We start from the raw sequence: 17,907 nt of genomic DNA, 5'->3' as shown, positions 1-17,907 counted from the left end.
TCACACAGCAACCCGCCGATATCCCCGCTCCCAGACCTGCGCACGGCCCGGAAGACCCGTTCGCACACCCGCCCGCTCACGCCAGCGCCTCCCGCAGTTGCTTGCGGGCCCGCATCGCCCGTGTCTTGACCGTGCCCGGCGGTATCCCGAGCAGGACGGCCGCCTCCCTCGTGGTCAGGCCGTCGATGACCGTGGCCTGGAGCACCGCGCGCAGCTCCGGTGAGAGCCGGACCAGGGCGCCCGCGAGGTCCCCGTGCTCCACCCCCGCGAGCACGCGTTCCTCCGCGGACGCCTCGTCCCGGTGCCGCAGCCGCGCCAGCGCCTGCCTGAGCCGCCCCCGTGCCCCGTCGCCCCGCAGCGCGTCGATCAACCGCCGCGAGCCGATCCGCCACAGCCAGCCGGCGACGTCGCCGTCCTGGCGGTAGCGGGCCTTGCCCCGCCAGATCGCGAGGAACGTCTCCTGTACGACGTCGTCGACCACGCCCGCGTCGGCGCACCGGCCGCGCAGCCGGGCGGTCAGCCACGGCGCGTACCGGCGGTACAGCTCCTCGAAGGCGCGCCGTTCCCCGTCCGCGGCGGCCCGCAGCAGCTCACCGTCGCTTCTCGTTTCGCTCACGTCCCCTCATCGGACCGGCCCCGCGGATCGGTTCACGGCAACCGTGTGAGCCATCCGATGCGCGTACGTCCTTCCCCGGCGGAATGGACGTACGTATCCTCGGGGCGGCTCCCAGCAGTCTGTTACGGCGGTCGCCTGGGCTCGGACCCCCCGGAGCCGCCCCCAGATATCCCGCACGCCATGTCGCCGTAACCAACGGTTCAGACAGGCTTGCGAGGCTCGACCAATGACGCCCTCCCTGCCACAGCCTTCGCCGTCCCCCGAGGGGCCCGCGGGGAACGGGGACGCCCTCAGCTCCGGCCCTGGCTCCGTAAAGGCACTCCCACCCGCGCTTTCCGACGCGCCCGTATCGCTGGGAACGCGGAAGAATGGGTTCATGAGTCAGCCAGACACCGCCCAGGCACAGGTCCAGCACGCGCAGCCCTCCGTGGGCTCCATCGCCGCGCACCGCCCGCACACGGTGGCCGCCGCGGTCTCCGACCTGGAACCCGACATCGATGCCGACCTCGATGCCTACGAGGAGTCGCCGTACGACGGCCCCCAGCTGCCGCAGGGCCGTTTCCTCGACCGGGAGCGCAGCTGGCTGGCGTTCAACGAGCGGGTCCTCGAACTCGCCGAAGACCCGAACACGCCCCTGCTGGAGCGCGCCAACTTCCTCGCGATCTTCGCCAGCAACCTGGACGAGTTCTTCATGGTCCGGGTGGCCGGTCTGAAGCGCCGTATCGCGACGGGTGTCGCCACCCGCTCCGCCTCCGGCCTGCAGCCCCGCGAAGTCCTGGAGATGATCTGGGCCCGCTCCCGCGAGCTCATGGCCCGGCACGCCGCCTGCTACCACGAGGACGTCGCCCCCGCGCTCGCGGAGGAGGGCATCCACCTGGTCCGCTGGAGCGAGCTGACGGAGAAGGAACAGGCCCGCCTGTTCACCCTCTTCCGCCACCAGATCTTCCCGGTGCTCACCCCCCTCGCGGTCGACCCCGCGCACCCCTTCCCCTACATCTCGGGCCTGTCCCTGAACCTGGCCGTGGTCGTACGCAACCCGGTCACCGGCCACAAGCACTTCGCCCGCGTCAAGGTCCCGCCGCTGCTCTCCCGCTTCCTGGAGAGCTCCCCCGGCCGCTACGTCCCCATAGAGGACGTCATCGCCGCCCACCTGGAGGAGCTGTTCCCGGGCATGGAGGTCCTGGAGCACCACGCCTTCCGGCTGACCAGGAACGAGGACCTGGAGGTCGAGGAGGACGACGCCGAGAACCTCCTCCAGGCCCTGGAGAAGGAGCTCATGCGGCGCCGCTTCGGGCCGCCGGTGCGCCTGGAGGTCGAGGAGTCCATCGACCGCGAGGTCCTGGACCTGCTGGTCCGTGAGCTGAAGATCAGCGAGGCCGAGGTGTACCCGCTGCCGGGTCCCCTGGACCTCACGGGCCTCTTCCGCATCGCGGGCCTCGACCGCCCCGAGCTCAAGTACAAGAAGTTCATCGCGGGTGTCCACCGCGACCTCGCCGAGGTCGAGTCGGCCTCCGCGCCCGACATATTCGCCGCGCTGCGCAGCCGGGACGTGCTGCTGCACCACCCGTACGACTCCTTCTCCACGTCGGTGCAGGCGTTCCTGGAGCAGGCGGCCGAGGACGAGGACGTCCTCGCGATCAAGCAGACCCTGTACCGGACCTCCGGCGACTCCCCCATAGTCAACGCGCTCATCGACGCCGCCGAGGCCGGCAAGCAGGTCCTCGTCCTGGTCGAGATCAAGGCCCGCTTCGACGAGCACGCCAACATCAAGTGGGCGCGCAAGCTGGAGGAGGCCGGCTGCCACGTCGTCTACGGCCTGGTCGGCCTGAAGACCCACTGCAAGCTGTCCCTGGTGGTCCGTCAGGAAGGCGACACGCTACGGCGTTACAGCCACGTCGGCACCGGCAACTACCACCCGAAGACCGCGAGGCTGTACGAGGACCTCGGCCTGCTGACGGCCGACCCGCAGGTCGGCGCCGACCTCTCCGACCTCTTCAACCGCCTCTCCGGCTACTCGCGCCGCGAGACGTACCGCCGGCTGCTCGTCGCCCCCAAGTCCCTGCGCGACGGACTGATCGCGCGGATCAACAAGGAGACCCAGCACCACCGTGCGGGCCGTCCGGCCTTCATCCGCATCAAGGTCAACTCGATGGTGGACGAGGCCCTCATCGACGCGCTCTACCGGGCGTCCCAGGCCGGTGTGCCGGTCGACGTGTGGGTGCGCGGCATCTGCGCGATCCGCCCCGGCGTCACGGGCCTGTCGGAGAACATCCGGGTCCGCTCCATCCTCGGCCGCTTCCTCGAACACTCCCGGGTCTTCGCCTTCGGCAACGGCGGCGAGCCCGAGGTGTGGATCGGCAGCGCCGACATGATGCACCGCAACCTCGACCGCCGTATCGAGGCCCTGGTCAGGGTTACCGACCCGGCCCACCGCGCCGCCCTGAACCGGCTGTTGGAGACCGGCATGTCCGACACCACCGCCTCCTGGCACCTCGGCCCGGACGGCGAGTGGACGCGGCATGCCACCGACGCGGACGGCGGGCCCCTGCGAAACATCCAGGAGATGCTCATAGACGCCCGGAGGCGCCGGCGTGGCACAGCGACACCTTGACCCTACGGACCCCACAGGCGAGGCCCTCGCGGGCTACCTGAGGGCCCAGGCCACGGAGTTCCTCCGCGCCCTGCGGCTGCACCGGGAAACCGGCGGTGCGACCGGCAACGGCACGGAGGACCCGGTCGACGCGGCCCGCGCCCTGCGCCGCTCGGTCCGCCGCATCAGCGCCAGCCTGCACACGTTCCGCCCCCTCCTGGAAGCGGACTGGTCGGAGTCCCTCCAGCCCGAACTGGCCTGGCTCTCCGGCACGTTGGCCATGGAACACGCCTACTCGGCAAGGCAGGAACGGCTGTTGCTGGCGCTGCACCGGCTGTCCGGGGCAACCGCGTTCCCGACACAGGTGGCAACCGCAGCAGTTGGCGTTACCGTCGAGGCAGTTGCGGGCAGTCGTGCCGACGCAGCTGCGGGCAATCGTGCCGCCAGGGCGACGCCCGTCCCCGTGAAAGCGGCACCCGGCACCGCCGGGCCCCCCACCCCGCCGTCCACAACCGACCGCGGCAACCTCACAGTTGGCGCAGCCAAAGCAGGCGCCCTGCTCGAACGCCAGCTGACACTCGCCCGCACACGAGCCCACTCAACAGCCCTCCAGGCCCTGGGCTCCTCCCGCTTCCACGCCGTCGCAGACAAAATCGCCGTACTGGCCAGCGAAGTCCCCCTGACCCCCACCGCCCCCACCACACCCCTCCACCCCCTCGCCGCCGCAGCCGAGGACCGCCTGACCGACGCCATCGCCGCGCTCCCCCTGGTCACCGCAGGCAGCCCCTACAACGCGGAGGCCCTCATCCACGGCCTCTCCCCGGACCCGTCCCCGCACCCCCAGGACGCCCCCTGGCACCAGGTCCGCCTGCTGCTGCGCCTGCACCGCTACGCCCGCGAGGCCCTCCACGGCACCGGCGGCCCGACCGACCTCCGCCTGCTGACCGCGGGCCAGGCCCTGGACCGGCACCGCGACGCCTCGGAGGCGGCGGCGGCCGCGGCCTCCGCGGCCCGTACCCCCCGGATCGCCCCGGCGACGGCGTACGCGCTCGGGGTGCTCCACGCGGACCAGCGGCACGAAGTGGAAGCGGCCCGCTTCGCCTTCCAGCAGTCCTGGCAGAAGCAGGCGGTGACCACACCCTGAGCCGGCGACCCCGGCGCCCTCAACCCCTGTCGAAGGAGGCGGTGACCCACCCGTGACCCACACCAACGACACCATCGTCCAGGCATCCGGCTGCGTCCTGTGGCGACGCTCACCCGTCGACGGCGAGCTGGAGATCTGTCTCGTCCACCGGCCGAAGTACGACGACTGGTCCCACCCCAAGGGCAAGCTGAAGCGGGGCGAGGACCACCTGACGGGCGCCCTGCGTGAAGTCGCCGAGGAGTCGGGCTACACGGCGGAACCGGGCGCCGAGCTCTCCACCCTGCGCTATTTCGCGAACGGCCGCCCCAAACAGGTCCGTTACTGGGCGGCCGAGGCGGTCTCGGGCGGCTTCACCCCCACCACCGAGGTGGACCGCATCCTGTGGCTCTCCCCCGCCGCGGCCCGCAGCCGGCTGACCCAGTACCGGGACCGCACCCTGGTCGACGAGCTGCTCGCGACGCTGCGTCACGCCTGAAGGCCCACATGCCCTTCGGCGTCCGTCCGGGCCTGGCTGCGAGCTCTTCGCGCCGGTCCGCGCCATCCGCAGCTGCACCTGGCAAAGCAGAAGCGACCCTGCTCGACGGTCGTCGTCCGATGTTCGTGCTGCGCCACGCTGACAACGTTACCCACCCCATGGCCGGTGTACTTCAGCTGCCTGCGGCAGCGGACCCGGGATGCGCGTGACGGCCCCACCCCAGCCGTCGTTATCCGGAACGACAGGGGGCCCGTGACCGACGTACCGGCTTGGGGGTAGACAGGCGATGGCGGAGCGGCAGCACAGGGGGACGGTCGTCACGGCAGGGCTCGTGGTCTGCGTCTGCATGGGGGCCGGCGGCTGTTCCGGCACCGGGTCCGCCGCCGAGGACCCCCGCGCCTCCGACCCCGTCGAGATCCTGCACCGCGCCGCCGAAACCCTGGTGGAGTCGGGCAGTTCGAGGGCGACCACCTCGATGGAGATGGCCATCGGCGGCACCCGCGTCACCATCCGGGGCGAGGGCGACTACAACTACCGTCGGCAGATCGGCCGGCTGAAGGTGCAGCTCCCGCAGAGCCCGGCCGGCACCGACGACCACCGCCCCATCACCGAACTCCTCGCGCCCGGCGCCCTGTTCATGAAGAACCGGGGCGCGGGAGTGCCCGCCGACAAGTGGGTACGGGTCGACACGGCCACCCTCTCCGACGGCAACCTGGTGACCGGCGGCGCCACCGACCCGTATGCCGCGGCCGAGTTGCTGCGCGGGACGCGCACGGCGACGTATCTCGGCCGGAGCGAATTCGCCGGCGTCGAGGTGCGGCACTACCGCGGCACCGCCGATCTCACCCTGGCCGCGCGGCACGCCTCGAAGGGCGTCCGGGAGGCGCTCTCGGCGGCGGCGAAAGGGTTCGCCACGGCCGAGGTCCCGTTCGACGTCTACCTCGACGACCAGGGCCGCATCCGCAAGATCCGGCACCGGTTCAGCTTCGTCAACGGCCTCCAGAAGGGCACCGTCGCGGTCGCCTCGACGGCGCTGCTGTACGACTTCGGGGCCCCCGTCGACGTACGGCTGCCGGCCTCGAAGGACATCTACGCAGGGAAGATCGCCGAGTAGCCGGCCCTGCTCGGGGAGGATCGCCGGGCGTCAAGAACTAGCCCGTCCGTGCCATGCGCGGTGTGTAGGCCGCTCCCTACTCTAGGAAGTCGGTAACGGCAGAGATGAGGTGATGCACGTGGCTCCGGTCGGCGGTACGGCAGTTCAGGACCACGTGGCCCTCGCCGAGATCGAGCTGTGCGGAGAGCTGATCATCGCGGCCTCGGCCGCGGAGGACCGGCTCAGCCTGGAGAGCATCGACGAGGTGCTGAAAGTGGCCGAAGAGCGCGCCGCCTCCGGCGAATGAGCGCTTTGCTGGAAGCGCGGTGACGAACCCGCAGGCCGGTGGGGGCTGGTCGCGCCCACGCGGCGGAGCCGCATATTGATACAGCCCCGCGCCGGACTCGCCGCGGCAGCTAGCCGGAGGCCCCGCCCCGCAGGTTCAGGTGCGCAGCAGCCGGGCGATCGCCTTCGTCGCCTCGTCCACCTTGGCGTCGATCTCTTCACCGCCCCTGAGGGCGGCATCGGCGACGCAGTGCCGCAGGTGTTCCTCCAGCAGCTGCAGCGCGAAGGACTGCAGGGCTTTGGTGGAGGCGGACACCTGGGTGAGTATGTCGATGCAGTAGACGTCCTCGTCGACCATCCGCTGCAGGCCGCGGATCTGGCCCTCGATCCGGCGCAGGCGCTTGAGGTGCTCGTCCTTCTGCTTGTGGTAGCCGTGTGTCGCGTTCTGCGTGCTGTCGTCGGAGGGCGCCGTCGCGCCGGCCTCGGTGGTCGTCATCGCGTCCTCCCGTAAGACATGCGGACATATACCCCTGGTGGGTATATGTTATCGAACTTTGCTGGGTATACGGCCCTTGGCCCCTGCCGGGACCGGGCCTGCACACCGCCCCCGTGCCGACCACTCTGCCCGATGGGCGACACTGGGGGACGGCCCATTAGCCGTGGCCGGATGATGCGCCTAGCATCAGCCTGACCGAAACCGAAGCACCCCGAGGACCCCACGTGCGCTTTCGTCTGACCCCCAGGGAGACGAGCTTCTACGACATGTTCGCCGCATCCGCGGACAACATCGTCACCGGCTCCAAGCTCCTGATGGAACTGCTCGGGGCGGACGCACCTGCCCGGGCCGAGATCGCAGAGCGTATGCGGGCCGCGGAACACGCGGGTGACGACGCCACGCATGCGATCTTCCACCAGCTGAACTCCTCGTTCATCACGCCCTTCGACCGCGAGGACATCTACTCCCTCGCCTCGTCCCTCGACGACATCATGGACTTCATGGAGGAGGCCGTCGACCTGGTCGTCCTCTACAACGTCGAGGAACTGCCCAAGGGCGTCGAGCAGCAGATCGAGGTCCTCGCGCGGGCCGCCGAGCTGACCGCGGAGGCCATGCCGAACCTCCGCACCCTGGACAATCTGACCGAGTACTGGATCGAGGTCAACCGCCTCGAGAACCAGGCCGACCAGATCCACCGCAAGCTGCTCGCGCATCTCTTCAACGGCAAGTACGACGCGATCGAGGTGCTCAAGCTCAAGCAGATCGTGGACGTACTGGAGGAGGCGGCGGACGCGTTCGAGCACGTGGCGAACACGGTGGAGACCATCGCCGTCAAGGAGTCCTGACCCCTCCATGGACACCTTCGCTCTGGTCGTGACCATCGCGGTCGCGCTCTTCTTCACGTACACGAACGGCTTCCACGACTCTGCGAACGCGATCGCGACGTCGGTGTCGACCCGGGCGCTGACGCCGCGGGCGGCGCTGGCGATGGCTGCGGCGATGAACATGCTGGGTGCGTTCCTCGGCAACGGCGTGGCCAAGACGGTCAGTGAGGGCCTGATCGAGACGCCGGAAGGCTCCAGGGGGATGGGCATCCTCTTCGCGGCGCTCACCGGCGCGATCGCGTGGAACCTGATCACCTGGTACTTCGGCCTTCCCTCCTCGTCCTCCCACGCGCTGTTCGGCGGCCTGGTCGGCGCGGCGCTCGCGGGCGGCACCGACGTGCTCTGGAGCGGCGTCCTCGACAAGGTCGTCATCCCGATGTTCGTGTCGCCGGTGGTCGGCCTGATCGTCGGCTATGTGGTGATGCTGGCGATCATGTGGATCTTCCGCCGGTCCAATCCGCACAAGGCCAAGCGCGGTTTCCGCATCGCGCAGACCGTCTCGGCGGCCGGCATGGCGCTCGGCCACGGCCTTCAGGACGCGCAGAAGACCATGGGCGTGGTCGTGATGGCACTGGTCATTTCCGGCCACCAGACCTTCGCCGATCCGATCCCGGTCTGGGTGAAGATCGTCTGCGCCCTCATGCTGTCCCTCGGCACGTACGCCGGCGGCTGGCGCATCATGCGCACGCTGGGCCGGAAGATCATCGAGCTCGACCCCCCGCAGGGCTTCGCCGCCGAGACGACCGGTGCGTCGATCATGTTCACCACGGCGTACCTGTTCAAGGCCCCCATCTCGACGACCCACGTCATCACCTCGGCCATCATGGGCGTCGGCGCGACGAAGCGCGTGAACGCCGTGCGCTGGGGCGTCGCCAAGAACATCGTCATGGGCTGGTTCATCACGATGCCGGCAGCGGCCCTGGTCGCAGCGGGGGCATTCGGGATCGTGAACCTGGCGTTCCTGTAGCCACCTTTCTCGCCCCCGCCCAGGTGCATTCAGCCGCCGGTCCGCATCTTTCAGCCCGTCCGGCGTTTGAGGACAAGGCCCCTGAAGGGCCGAAGCGGGGGTCTGGGGGCGGCAGCCCCCAGGTACGACGACGGGCCCGCCCCCGGGAGCCAGGGGCGGGCCCTTCATCGTCCTCGCGGTGGCACCGCCATGCAGCACCGCGAGGGGTCTCGAAGGCTCAGCCGAAGCGGCCGGAGATGTAGTCCTCCGTCGCCTGGACCGACGGGTTGGAGAAGATCCGCTCCGTGTCGTCGATCTCGATCAGCTTGCCGGGCTGCCCGACCGCCGCCAGGTTGAAGAAGGCCGTACGGTCCGAGACACGCGCAGCCTGCTGCATGTTGTGCGTCACGATGACGATCGTGAACCGCTCCTTCAGCTCACCGATCAGGTCCTCGATGGCGAGCGTCGAGATCGGGTCGAGGGCCGAGCAGGGCTCGTCCATGAGCAGCACCTTCGGCTCCACCGCGATCGCCCGAGCGATGCACAGACGCTGCTGCTGACCACCGGAGAGCCCCGAACCGGGCTTGTTCAGCCGGTCCTTGACCTCGTTCCAGAGGTTCGCGCCCTTCAGGGACTTCTCCACGATGTCCGGGAGCTCGCTCTTCTTGTACGAGCCGTTCAGCCGCAGCCCCGCCGCCACGTTGTCGAAGATCGACATCGTGGGGAACGGGTTCGGCCGCTGGAACACCATGCCGACCTCGCGGCGCACGGACACCGGGTCGATGCCCTGCCCGTACAGGTCCTCGTCGTCGAGCAGCACCTTGCCCTCGACCCGGCCGCCGGCCGTGACCTCGTGCATACGGTTGAGCGTGCGCAGGAACGTCGACTTGCCGCAGCCGGAGGGGCCGATGAACGCCGTCACCGAACGCGGCTCGACCGTCATCGAGATGTCTTCGATCGCCTTGTGGGCGCCGTAGTAGGCGGTCAGTCCGCTTACGTCGATTCGCTTGGCCATGATTACGTCACTTCCAGAATTCTCGGTCGCATGTGGCCGCGTCAGCGACCGGTCTTCGGGGCCTTCCAGCGGGCGATGCCGCGGGCCACCAGGTTCATGATCATCACGAAGGCGATCAGGGTGAGCGAGGCCGCCCATGCCCTGTCGTACGACGTGTCCGCGCCGGCCGCGTACTGCTGGTAGATGTACAGCGGCAGCGACTGCTGCGCACCCTCGAAGGGGTTGTTGTTGATGAACCGGTTGCCGAACACCAGCAGCAGCACGGGAGCCGTCTCACCGGTGATACGGGCGATCGCCAGCATGATGCCCGTCGTGATGCCGCCGATGGAGGTCGGCAGAACCACCTTCAGGATGGTGCGCCACTTCGGGACACCGAGCGCCAGGGAGGCTTCGCGCAGCTCGTTCGGGACGAGCTTGAGCATCTCCTCGGTGGAGCGCACGACCACCGGCATCATCAGGATGGCCAGGGCCAGCGAACCGGCGAAGCCGAAGGGCTCCAACTTGAAGATCAGCATGAGGCTGAGGATGAACAGACCTGCGACGATCGACGGGACACCCGTCATCACGTCGACGAAGAAGGTGACGGACCGGGCAAGCCTGCCGCGGCCGTACTCGACCAGGTAGACCGCGGTGAGGATGCCGATCGGCGCGGCGATCAGCGTGGCGAGGCCGACCTGCTCGAGGCTGCCGATGATGGCGTGGTAGATGCCACCGCCCGGCTGGGAGTCGGCGACGATGCCCATCGAGTGGGTCAAAAAGTAGACGTCGAGGACCTTCACACCGCGCGAGACGGTCGTCCACACCAGGGAGACCAGGGGGACGACGGCGAGCAGGAAGGCCACCCAGACCAGGGCGGTCGCGATGCGGTCCTTGGCCTGACGGCGGCCCTCGACGCGCGCGGCGATGCCGTACGTGGCGACGAGGAAGACCAGCCCGGCGATCAGGCCCCACTGGACCTTGCTGTCGAGGCCGGCGCCCAGGCCGATGGCGACCGCGACGGCGAGCGAGCCGGCGGCGATCACCCAGGGCGACCACTTGGGCAGACGGGCGCCGCGCAGGGTGGAGGCGGGCCGTTCGACGATGGCGGCGTTGGCGCTGTGGCTCATGCGTTGGCCCCCGAGTACTCCTTGCGGCGGGCGATGATCATGCGAGCCGCGCCGTTGACCAGCAGGGTGATGACGAACAGGACCAGACCGGAGGCGATCAGCGCGTCACGGCCGAACTCGTCCGCCTCGCCGAACTTGCTGGCGATGTTCTGGGCGAAGGTGCCGCCGCCCGGGTTGAGCAGGCTGCCGTGGATCAGGAAGTCCGGGGAGAGCACGGTCGCGACGGCCATCGTCTCGCCGAGCGCACGGCCGAGGCCGAGCATCGAGGCGGAGATCACACCGGAGCGGCCGAAGGGCAGGACCGCCATGCGGATGACCTCCCAGCGCGTGGCGCCGAGGGCCAGGGCCGCCTCCTCGTGCATCTGCGGGACCTGGCGGAAGACCTCGCGGCTCACGTTGGTGATGATCGGCAGGATCATGATCGCGAGCAGGATGCCGACGGTGAGCATCGAGCGCGGGGAACCCTGGTCCCAGGAGAAGAGGCCGGTCCAGCCGAAGTAGTCGTTCAGCCAGCCGAAGAGGCCGTTCATGTGCGGTACGAGGATCAGCGCGCCCCAGAGGCCGTACACGATGGACGGCACGGCGGCGAGCAGGTCGATCACGTAGGCGATCGGGGTGGCCAGGCGGCGCGGGGCGTAGTGCGTGAGGAACAGCGCGATGGCCACCGCGATCGGGACCGCGAGGGCCATGGCGATGATCGAGGAGATGATCGTGCCGTAGGCCAGGACCGCGATGCCGAAGGACGGCGGCTGGATGTTGGTGTTCCACTCGAGGGTCGTGAGGAAGTTGCCGTGGTCCTTGCCGATGGCGAGGGACGCACGGTAGGTCAGGAAGACCGCGATCGCGGCCATGACCACCAACAGGAAGATGCCCGACCCACGGGAGAGACCGAGGAAGATCCGGTCACCGGGTCGGGTGGCGCCGCGGGCCGCGCGCTTCTGTTCTGCGGTGGGCTGCGGGACGGGTGGAGGAGCGTCGGTTATCTGTGTGGAAGTGTCCATCGGGTTCTCCGGTCTGCGGAGCCTCACGTGGAGTGCGGCTCTGCGAAGCCGTACGGGACGTACGGCTCGTGGCGGCGGTGCACCGGACGATGCGGTCCGGTCCCGGGTTTTCAGGCCCGGGACCGGACCGCACTCAGATCAGCTCAGGCCCTCGATGGTGGTGCGGACCTTGGCGATGATGTCGGCGGGAACGGGGGCGTACTTCAGACCCGGCAGCAGGCCCTGGCCGTCCTCGGAGGCGATGTAGCGCAGGAACGCCTTGGTGGCGGGCAGCGTGTCAGCCTTGTTGCCCTTGTCGCAGACGATCTCGTACGTGACCAGGGTGATCGGGTACGCGCCGTCGGCCTTGGTGTTGTAGTTCAGCTTGAGCGACAGGTCCTTGCCCGTGCCCACGACCTTCGCGTCGGCGATGGCCTTGGTGGCGCTGTCGCTGCTCGGGGCGACCGGGGCGCTGGCGCCGGTGTTGATGCTGGCGGCCTTGACGCCGTCACCGACGTACGACAGCTCGAAGTAGCCGATGGCACCGTTGGTCTGCTTGACCTGGGCGGCCACACCGGAGGACTGCGCGGCGGACTGGCCGCCCTTGGCCTGCCAGGCCTTGCCGCCGGAGTACTTCCAGTTATCGGGCGTCGCGGCGATGAGGTACTTGGTGAAGTTGTCCGTGGTGCCGGACTCGTCCGAGCGGTGGAACGCCTGGATCTTGAGGTCGGGCAGCTTCACGCCCTTGTTCAGCGCGGCGATCGCCGGGTCGTTCCACTTGGTGATCTTGCTGTCGAAGATCTTCGCAATGGTCGGAGCGTCCAGGACCAGGTTGTCCACGCCGGAGAGGTTGTAGCCGAGCGCGATCGGGCCGCCGACCATCGGCAGGTCGATGCCCTGGCCGCCGGAGCAGACCTTCTTCGAGGCGGCGACGGCGTCGGGCTTCAGCGCCGAGTCGGAACCCGCGAAAGCCAGCTGGCCCTGGGTGAAGGAGGTGACACCCGCACCGGAGCCGCCGGCCTTGTAGTTGATCTGCACGCCACAGGCCTGGGAGAACTGCGCCACCCACGCGTCGATCGCGTTCTTCTGCGCCGACGAGCCGTCGGAGAGCAGCTGGCCCTTGGCGCCGTCACACTTGATCTTGCTGGCACCGGTGGTGGAGGAGGCGCTGCTGCCGCCACTGCTGCCGCTGCCGGTGTTGTCCGAGCCGCACGCCGTGAGGACCAGGGCGCTCGACGCGGCGAGAGCAGCGAGGGCGATGGCCCGCCGATTCATGCGCTGAAGCTTCACTTGAAAGAGTTCCTTCCAGGAGCCGCCGTCCTGAATTCGGCGGCGTGCGAGGTTTTAAGTCCCGGCGACGACAGGACGCACCTTCCCCGAGGCACGACCCACATCGCGTAAGGCCGAAATTAGGCAGACCAGGTGAAGGCGCCTACGGCCGGAAATGAACGACAGGTGAACCCCTGCCGACGGTGTGGTTAGGTCACGGAACGCTTACGGGGAGAGCACATGAAGGTTCCGGCCTACTCGGTGTCTCTTTCCACGGTGACACAGGAGTGACATTCCCGCGGGAACCCGTGTGATCGGCGAGCCGTCTCGTTCCCCGAGAGCAATCCGGGAGGGCACACCATGGAACGTCGTACGTTCATCGGAGGCGGCGCGGCCGCGCTGGCGGCGGTGGCCACGGCCGCGTGCAGGGGCGGTTCGGCCGACGCGGACACCAGTACTTCCGCTTCCTCCGGTACGGCGATCAGGTCGACGTCCGCCCAGGCCGCCCCAGCGAACTGGACCGCGCTCTCCCGCGACCTCGACGGCGCCCTGATACGCCCGGGCGAGGCCACCTGGACCACGGCCCACCAGCTGTACAACACCCGCTTCGACGGCCTGAAGCCGGCGGCCGTGGCCTATGTCGCCCACACCGACGACATACGGACGACCCTCGCCTACGCCCGCGCCCACAACATCCGGGTCGCGATCCGCAACGGCGGCCACTCCTACGCGGGTTGGTCCTCCGGCAACGGCAAGCTGATCGTCGACGTCTCGAAGCTGAAGCAGATCCGGGTGGGCGGCGGCCAGGCCGTGGTCGGCGCCGGCTCCAAACTGATCGACGTCTACCGGGCGCTGACCGCGAAGGGCGTGACGATACCCGCGGGCTCCTGCCCCTCGGTCGGCGTCTCGGGCCTGGTGCTGGGCGGCGGCCACGGCGTGGTCTCCCGGGCGTACGGTCTGACCTGCGACAGCCTCACCCGGGCCACCCTGATCACGGCGGACGGCAAGCAGCTGACCGCCGACGCGACCGAGAACAAGGACCTGTTCTGGGCGCTGCGCGGCGCGGGCAACGGCAACTTCGGCGTCGTGACCGAACTGCACTTCAAGACCCACCCGGCCCCGCAGGCCGTCTCCGCGTACCTGACCTGGCCCTGGCCGAAGGCCGCCGCCGTGCTGAAGGCCTGGCAGGAGTGGGGCCCCGACCAGCCCGACGAGATCTGGTCCTCCTGCCACCTGGAGAACGGCGGCTCGCCCACCGTGTCGGTCGCCGCGTTCTCCATCGGCACCTACGGCGAACTGCAGAACGCCCTCGACCGCCTCGTCTCGGCGGTCGGCGCGCCCACCCGCAGCGAGACGCTCAAGCGGCACACCTACGAGGGGGCGATGGAGGCGTACGCGGGCTGCTCGTCCTTCCGCACCGAGGCCCAGTGCCACCTCCCCGGCTCCACCCCGAACCGCAACCCCGAGGGCGCTCTGGGCCGGGAGACCTACACGGCCCGCTCGGACTTCTTCGACCGCTCGATCTCCTCGGCGGGCATCCAGACCCTGCTGAGGAACGTCGGCTCGGTCCCGGGCGGCGCGGGCAGCATCGCGCTGACGGCCCTGGGCGGCGCGGTCAACCGGGTCTCCCCCACGGCAACGGCCTTCGTCCACCGCCGCTCCCGGATGCTGGCCCAGTACATCGCATCCTGGCGAGCCGGCACGACAGGCGGGGCGGCCCAGACCTGGCTGACCAACACCCACAACGCCATGCGCCCGTACGCCTCGGGCGCGGCCTACCAGAACTACACGGACCCGACCCTGACGAACTGGCGCCAGGCGTACTACGGGGATGCGGCACCCCGACTGTCCCAGCTGAAGAACCAGTACGACCCGAACCGCTTCTTCACCTACCCGCAGGCCCTGTAGCGCCCTGAAGGGGCGCGGGGCTGTATCGATCTGCGGCTCCGCCGCGGGGCGCGACCAGCCACGAAGTACCCGCAGAGAGGTTCCGACCTTCCAGCGGAGCGCCTACGCCGCCAGGTCCCGCTCCTCCGCCGCTTCCTGCCGGGCCCCGGGAATCAGCGAGCCCTGACCCACAGCCACCCGCCCCCGAGCCCGAACCAACCACCCACCCCAAGCCGACCCCTCAACAGCCCTCACCACAGGCGTAAGCAGCAGCATGGCGACCGGCGAAAGCAACAACGCCACAGCAGTCCCCAGCGCAAACCCCCCGACCACATCAGTCGGGTAGTGCACACCCATATAAACCCGGCAAAACCCTTCAAGCAGCGCCAACCCGATCCCCACAACCCCGAACTTCCGGTTGGCGACGAACACCCCCACCGCCATGGCCATGGTGATCGTCGCGTGATCGCTCACAAACGAGAAGTCGGTCTTCCCGGACACCAGCACATCAAGCCCGTCGTGCGTCCGAAACGGCCGAGGCCGCTCGACGAACCCCCGTATCGGCACATTCACCAGCACCGCCAGCGCCGCAGCAACCGGCGCCCACACCAACGCGGCGACGGACGACGCGGCGTCCTCGTCCCCCCGCCGCCGCACGGACCACCAGCACCACACCACCAGCAGCACCATGGCCAGCAGCAGCCCGTACTCGCCCACGAAGGAGACGGCCCGGTCGAACCAGTGCGGCGCGTCCTTGGCCAGGCCATTGATGTCGTAGAGCAGGTCGACGTCGGGGTTCGACCCGGATTCGGCGAGTCCAGCCATGGTGCTGCGGCCCCTTCGTCGTCTGCTGCCGGACGTACTCGCGCCCGCCCGCTTGTCCACCCCCGTGGTTGTAGGTCACGTCGCCGACAGCCACCGGGATGACTGTCGGATGACTACGAGAACAGGAACGCACGGTCCCAGTTACTACGTTCCACACTCCACCGAATGATCACGCAGACGTTATCGAAGAGAGACTCATCTCTGCAGCTCAGGGGGTGGGTTCACGCTCGGTTCACACCGTGGTGGGCAGTGCTTTCGCGCCATCTTCGGTGACTCGCGTGGCTCCGAAGTACTCGGAGGTGTCGATGGGGTCGAACCGGATCACCGCGCCCGTCCTCGGCGCGTCGATCATGTACCCGCCGCCCACATAGATCCCCACATGGTGGATGGCCCGGGAGTCGGTGGGGTCCGTGGAGAAGAACACGAGATCGCCCGGCAGCAGCTCGTCCCGCTTGGGGTGCGGCCCGGCGTTGTACTGGTCGTTGGCGACGCGCGGCAGCGTGATCCCGACACTCTCGTACGCGGCCTTGGTCAGCCCCGAGCAGTCAAAACGCCCGTTGTCCGCGGCGGTTCCGTCGCCGCCCCACAGATAGGGGGTCCCGAGCTTCTTCTGCGCGTAGTAGATGGCCCCGGCGGCCTGCTTGCTGGGATCCACCCGGCTGACGGGCGCGGCGAAGCTCTCCTCGAGCGTCGTGATCGTCTTGACGTAGTTCTGGGTCTCCTTGTACGGCGGCACGCCCCCGTACTTGATCACCGCGTAGGCCCCCGCGTTGTACGACGCGAGCATGTTTTCGGTCAGATTCCCGGGTACGTCCTTGACGTACGAGGCGAGCTGGCAGTCGTACGAGGCGGCGGACGGAATGGCATCCGCCGGATCCCAGACGTTCTTGACGCCGTCTCCGTTGCCGTCGACGCCGTGGGTGGCCCAGGTGCCCGGAATGAACTGAGCTATCCCCTCCGCGGCCGCCGGGCTCTTGGCGTTCGGATTGAACCCGCTCTCCTGGTAGAGCTGGGCGGCGAGCAGTGCGGGGTTGAGAGCGGGGCAGAGGTTGCCCCACTTCTGCACGATGGCCGAGTACGCGGCGGGAACGGCCCCCTTGGCCAGCGCCTTGGTACCGCCGCCCACCCCGTTGATGAGGTTCCCGGCGACGACGTACACCCCGACGACCAGCAGCATGACGAAGGACAGAGCAGAGCCGACGGCAACGCCGGCAACGATCCACGCCTTACGCACCGTCAACCGCCCCTCACCGCCCGGGAGTCCGAAGCCGACGTCAGTCTAGGGGCGCGTCCATCGTTCCGGCAGCTCAAAAGCGCCCCGAAGGGGCGCGGGGCTGTATCTACATGCGGCTCCGCCGCGTGGGCGCGACCAGCCACGAAGGCGCTGCAGACGACCGACGGCACATCCCAACCCCGCGGCGGAGCCTCAAATCCGCGCACCCCAGCGGAGCGCCGAGGCCTCAGTTGGTCGCATCCCGATACAACTCGGCCGCTTCCGCCCCGAACACCACGCTGTACGAGATGTCGTCCGTGCTCCCGCCCTTCTCGTGCCCGCCCAGGATCCCGACGACCGCCTTGTCCCCGTTGACCCAAGGACTGCCGCTGGTCCCTCCCGACAGTCCGGGGCAGTCGATCCGCTGCTGGGTGGGGCTGTGCCTGGAAGGTCTGTTGGTGCAGCTGACGGGCACTTCACGGGCGCTGGGATACCCGGTGATGGTGACGGCGGTGGCCCCGGTGGCCATGCCGGCCACGAAGGGGTTTCCGCCGACGGCGTCCTCGACGCTCTTCCCGCTCTTGCTCTCGACGACGGCGAAGGCGACGTCACTGTCCTCGTGCTGCCCCTTGGCCCACCCGTCGGGCAGGAACGCCTTCCGCACCGTCCACGTCCCGTACGGCGCCTGCCCGCCCCGGTAGCCCGGCACGAAGATGAGGTCGCCGTCCTTGCTCCCGTTCAGGCAGTGGGCCGCCGTGACGATGAGATTGCGGTGCGGGCTGTACACGACGGAGGCGGTGCAGAAGTGCCCGCCGGCGAGTGAGGATCGCCGGTCGGCGTCGAAGAGGGCTCCGACCTTCCTGGACTGCGCATTGTCCGGCGCGACGACGGTCACCCCGAGGGGCCCCGGCCCGTCGTCGGCATTGGCGAGGGAAGCGGAGGTGAGCGCCGGCACAAGGAGCACGACAGCCGCGCACAGGGGGCTGGTGACACGTCTGCTGATGCGTGGGATGCGCTTCATCGGCGCCCACTGTGGCCCACGAAGGTGAGAAAAACGTCCGGCGTTCACTTGGATCTCTCCGT

Annotated in this window: 17 protein-coding genes; 8 read left to right on the top strand and 9 right to left on the bottom strand. The window is 69.1% G+C overall.

Annotated features, from left to right (window positions below):
• Positions 1-76 precede the first annotated feature (76 nt).
• A complete protein-coding gene (locus ACWCRD_RS07455; protein WP_450964985.1) occupies positions 77-616 on the bottom strand; it encodes an RNA polymerase sigma factor in 540 nt (179 codons plus the stop codon).
• Between the two features lie 376 nt (positions 617-992).
• Here ACWCRD_RS07455 and ACWCRD_RS07450 point away from each other — a divergent pair, with 376 nt between their 5' ends.
• The 5 genes from ACWCRD_RS07450 to ACWCRD_RS07430 all read left to right on the top strand — a co-directional run bounded on the left by ACWCRD_RS07450 (position 993) and on the right by ACWCRD_RS07430 (position 6,225).
• Positions 993-3,227: an RNA degradosome polyphosphate kinase gene (locus tag ACWCRD_RS07450; protein ID WP_450964984.1), complete on the top strand. Its 2,235-nt coding sequence runs from the start codon at positions 993-995 to the stop codon at positions 3,225-3,227.
• Positions 3,208-4,350 (top strand): CHAD domain-containing protein, encoded by a 1,143-nt coding sequence (locus ACWCRD_RS07445; RefSeq protein ID WP_450964983.1) that lies wholly within the window; start codon positions 3,208-3,210, stop codon positions 4,348-4,350. Before ACWCRD_RS07450 ends, ACWCRD_RS07445 begins: the two co-directional genes overlap by 20 nt.
• A gap of 52 nt (positions 4,351-4,402) precedes the next feature.
• Entirely contained in the window at positions 4,403-4,825 is a 423-nt protein-coding gene (locus tag ACWCRD_RS07440; RefSeq protein WP_450964982.1) for an NUDIX hydrolase, read from the top strand.
• A gap of 286 nt (positions 4,826-5,111) precedes the next feature.
• A complete protein-coding gene (locus tag ACWCRD_RS07435; protein WP_450964981.1) occupies positions 5,112-5,939 on the top strand; it encodes a hypothetical protein in 828 nt (275 codons plus the stop codon).
• A gap of 118 nt (positions 5,940-6,057) precedes the next feature.
• Positions 6,058-6,225, top strand: a complete 168-nt coding sequence (locus ACWCRD_RS07430; RefSeq protein WP_450965424.1) for a hypothetical protein — start codon at positions 6,058-6,060, stop codon at positions 6,223-6,225.
• 135 nt (positions 6,226-6,360) lie between these two features.
• On the opposite strand, the gene ACWCRD_RS07425 is transcribed toward ACWCRD_RS07430, so the two are convergent.
• Positions 6,361-6,699, bottom strand: coding sequence for a metal-sensitive transcriptional regulator (locus tag ACWCRD_RS07425; protein WP_450964980.1), 339 nt, complete (start codon positions 6,697-6,699; stop codon positions 6,361-6,363).
• 224 nt (positions 6,700-6,923) lie between these two features.
• On the opposite strand from ACWCRD_RS07425, the gene ACWCRD_RS07420 reads away from it, so the two are divergent.
• Positions 6,924-7,544, top strand: coding sequence for a DUF47 domain-containing protein (locus ACWCRD_RS07420; RefSeq protein ID WP_030941586.1), 621 nt, complete (start codon positions 6,924-6,926; stop codon positions 7,542-7,544).
• Positions 7,545-7,551: 7 nt separating this feature from the next.
• Positions 7,552-8,550, top strand: coding sequence for an anion permease (locus ACWCRD_RS07415; RefSeq protein WP_450964979.1), 999 nt, complete (start codon positions 7,552-7,554; stop codon positions 8,548-8,550).
• A gap of 217 nt (positions 8,551-8,767) precedes the next feature.
• Here the strand turns inward: ACWCRD_RS07415 and pstB are convergent, their stop codons facing one another.
• The 4 genes from pstB to pstS form a co-directional block, all read right to left on the bottom strand.
• Positions 8,768-9,544, bottom strand: coding sequence for a phosphate ABC transporter ATP-binding protein PstB (gene pstB / locus ACWCRD_RS07410; RefSeq protein ID WP_450964978.1), 777 nt, complete (start codon positions 9,542-9,544; stop codon positions 8,768-8,770).
• A 41-nt stretch (positions 9,545-9,585) separates the two neighbouring features.
• Positions 9,586-10,650, bottom strand: coding sequence for a phosphate ABC transporter permease PstA (gene pstA, locus ACWCRD_RS07405; protein ID WP_450964977.1), 1,065 nt, complete (start codon positions 10,648-10,650; stop codon positions 9,586-9,588).
• Positions 10,647-11,651 (bottom strand): phosphate ABC transporter permease subunit PstC, encoded by a 1,005-nt coding sequence (pstC, locus tag ACWCRD_RS07400; RefSeq protein WP_360223505.1) that lies wholly within the window; start codon positions 11,649-11,651, stop codon positions 10,647-10,649. The genes pstA and pstC overlap by 4 nt, the downstream gene beginning before the upstream one ends.
• A gap of 138 nt (positions 11,652-11,789) precedes the next feature.
• Positions 11,790-12,920: a phosphate ABC transporter substrate-binding protein PstS gene (gene pstS / locus ACWCRD_RS07395; RefSeq protein ID WP_450964976.1), complete on the bottom strand. Its 1,131-nt coding sequence runs from the start codon at positions 12,918-12,920 to the stop codon at positions 11,790-11,792.
• A 339-nt stretch (positions 12,921-13,259) separates the two neighbouring features.
• Between pstS and ACWCRD_RS07390 the strand changes: the two genes are divergently transcribed.
• Positions 13,260-14,807 (top strand): FAD-binding oxidoreductase, encoded by a 1,548-nt coding sequence (locus tag ACWCRD_RS07390; RefSeq protein WP_450964975.1) that lies wholly within the window; start codon positions 13,260-13,262, stop codon positions 14,805-14,807.
• Between the two features lie 102 nt (positions 14,808-14,909).
• Here ACWCRD_RS07390 and ACWCRD_RS07385 read toward each other — a convergent pair whose 3' ends face one another.
• The 3 genes from ACWCRD_RS07385 to ACWCRD_RS07375 form a co-directional block, all read right to left on the bottom strand.
• Positions 14,910-15,611 carry a phosphatase PAP2 family protein gene (locus tag ACWCRD_RS07385; RefSeq protein ID WP_450964974.1) on the bottom strand — a complete coding sequence of 234 codons (702 nt, stop codon included), beginning with the start codon at positions 15,609-15,611 and terminating at the stop codon, positions 14,910-14,912.
• A 232-nt stretch (positions 15,612-15,843) separates the two neighbouring features.
• The gene (locus ACWCRD_RS07380; protein ID WP_450964973.1) at positions 15,844-16,851 is read right to left on the bottom strand and encodes a C40 family peptidase; all 1,008 of its coding nucleotides are present in this window, start codon (positions 16,849-16,851) and stop codon (positions 15,844-15,846) included.
• A gap of 220 nt (positions 16,852-17,071) precedes the next feature.
• Positions 17,072-17,845 carry a trypsin-like peptidase domain-containing protein gene (locus ACWCRD_RS07375; protein WP_450964972.1) on the bottom strand — a complete coding sequence of 258 codons (774 nt, stop codon included), beginning with the start codon at positions 17,843-17,845 and terminating at the stop codon, positions 17,072-17,074.
• Between the last annotated feature and the right edge of the window lie 62 nt (positions 17,846-17,907).

The organism is Streptomyces sp. NPDC002092 (assembly GCF_053593775.1).
Note: the sequence above shows the minus strand (reverse complement) of the source record. Positions and strands in the feature narration are given on the sequence as shown.

What these genes read in the sequence shown, in the direction of transcription:
- ACWCRD_RS07450 (WP_450964984.1), top strand. Translation starts at nt 993, where the DNA reads ATGAGTCAGCCAGACACCGCCCAGGCACAGGTCCAGCACGCGCAGCCC.
- ACWCRD_RS07435 (WP_450964981.1), top strand. Translation starts at nt 5,112, where the DNA reads ATGGCGGAGCGGCAGCACAGGGGGACGGTCGTCACGGCAGGGCTCGTG.
- ACWCRD_RS07425 (WP_450964980.1), bottom strand. Translation starts at nt 6,699, where the DNA reads ATGACGACCACCGAGGCCGGCGCGACGGCGCCCTCCGACGACAGCACG.
- ACWCRD_RS07415 (WP_450964979.1), top strand. Translation starts at nt 7,552, where the DNA reads ATGGACACCTTCGCTCTGGTCGTGACCATCGCGGTCGCGCTCTTCTTC.
- pstB (WP_450964978.1), bottom strand. Translation starts at nt 9,544, where the DNA reads ATGGCCAAGCGAATCGACGTAAGCGGACTGACCGCCTACTACGGCGCC.
- pstA (WP_450964977.1), bottom strand. Translation starts at nt 10,650, where the DNA reads ATGAGCCACAGCGCCAACGCCGCCATCGTCGAACGGCCCGCCTCCACC.
- pstC (WP_360223505.1), bottom strand. Translation starts at nt 11,651, where the DNA reads ATGGACACTTCCACACAGATAACCGACGCTCCTCCACCCGTCCCGCAG.
- ACWCRD_RS07390 (WP_450964975.1), top strand. Translation starts at nt 13,260, where the DNA reads ATGGAACGTCGTACGTTCATCGGAGGCGGCGCGGCCGCGCTGGCGGCG.
- ACWCRD_RS07385 (WP_450964974.1), bottom strand. Translation starts at nt 15,611, where the DNA reads ATGGCTGGACTCGCCGAATCCGGGTCGAACCCCGACGTCGACCTGCTC.
- ACWCRD_RS07375 (WP_450964972.1), bottom strand. Translation starts at nt 17,845, where the DNA reads ATGAAGCGCATCCCACGCATCAGCAGACGTGTCACCAGCCCCCTGTGC.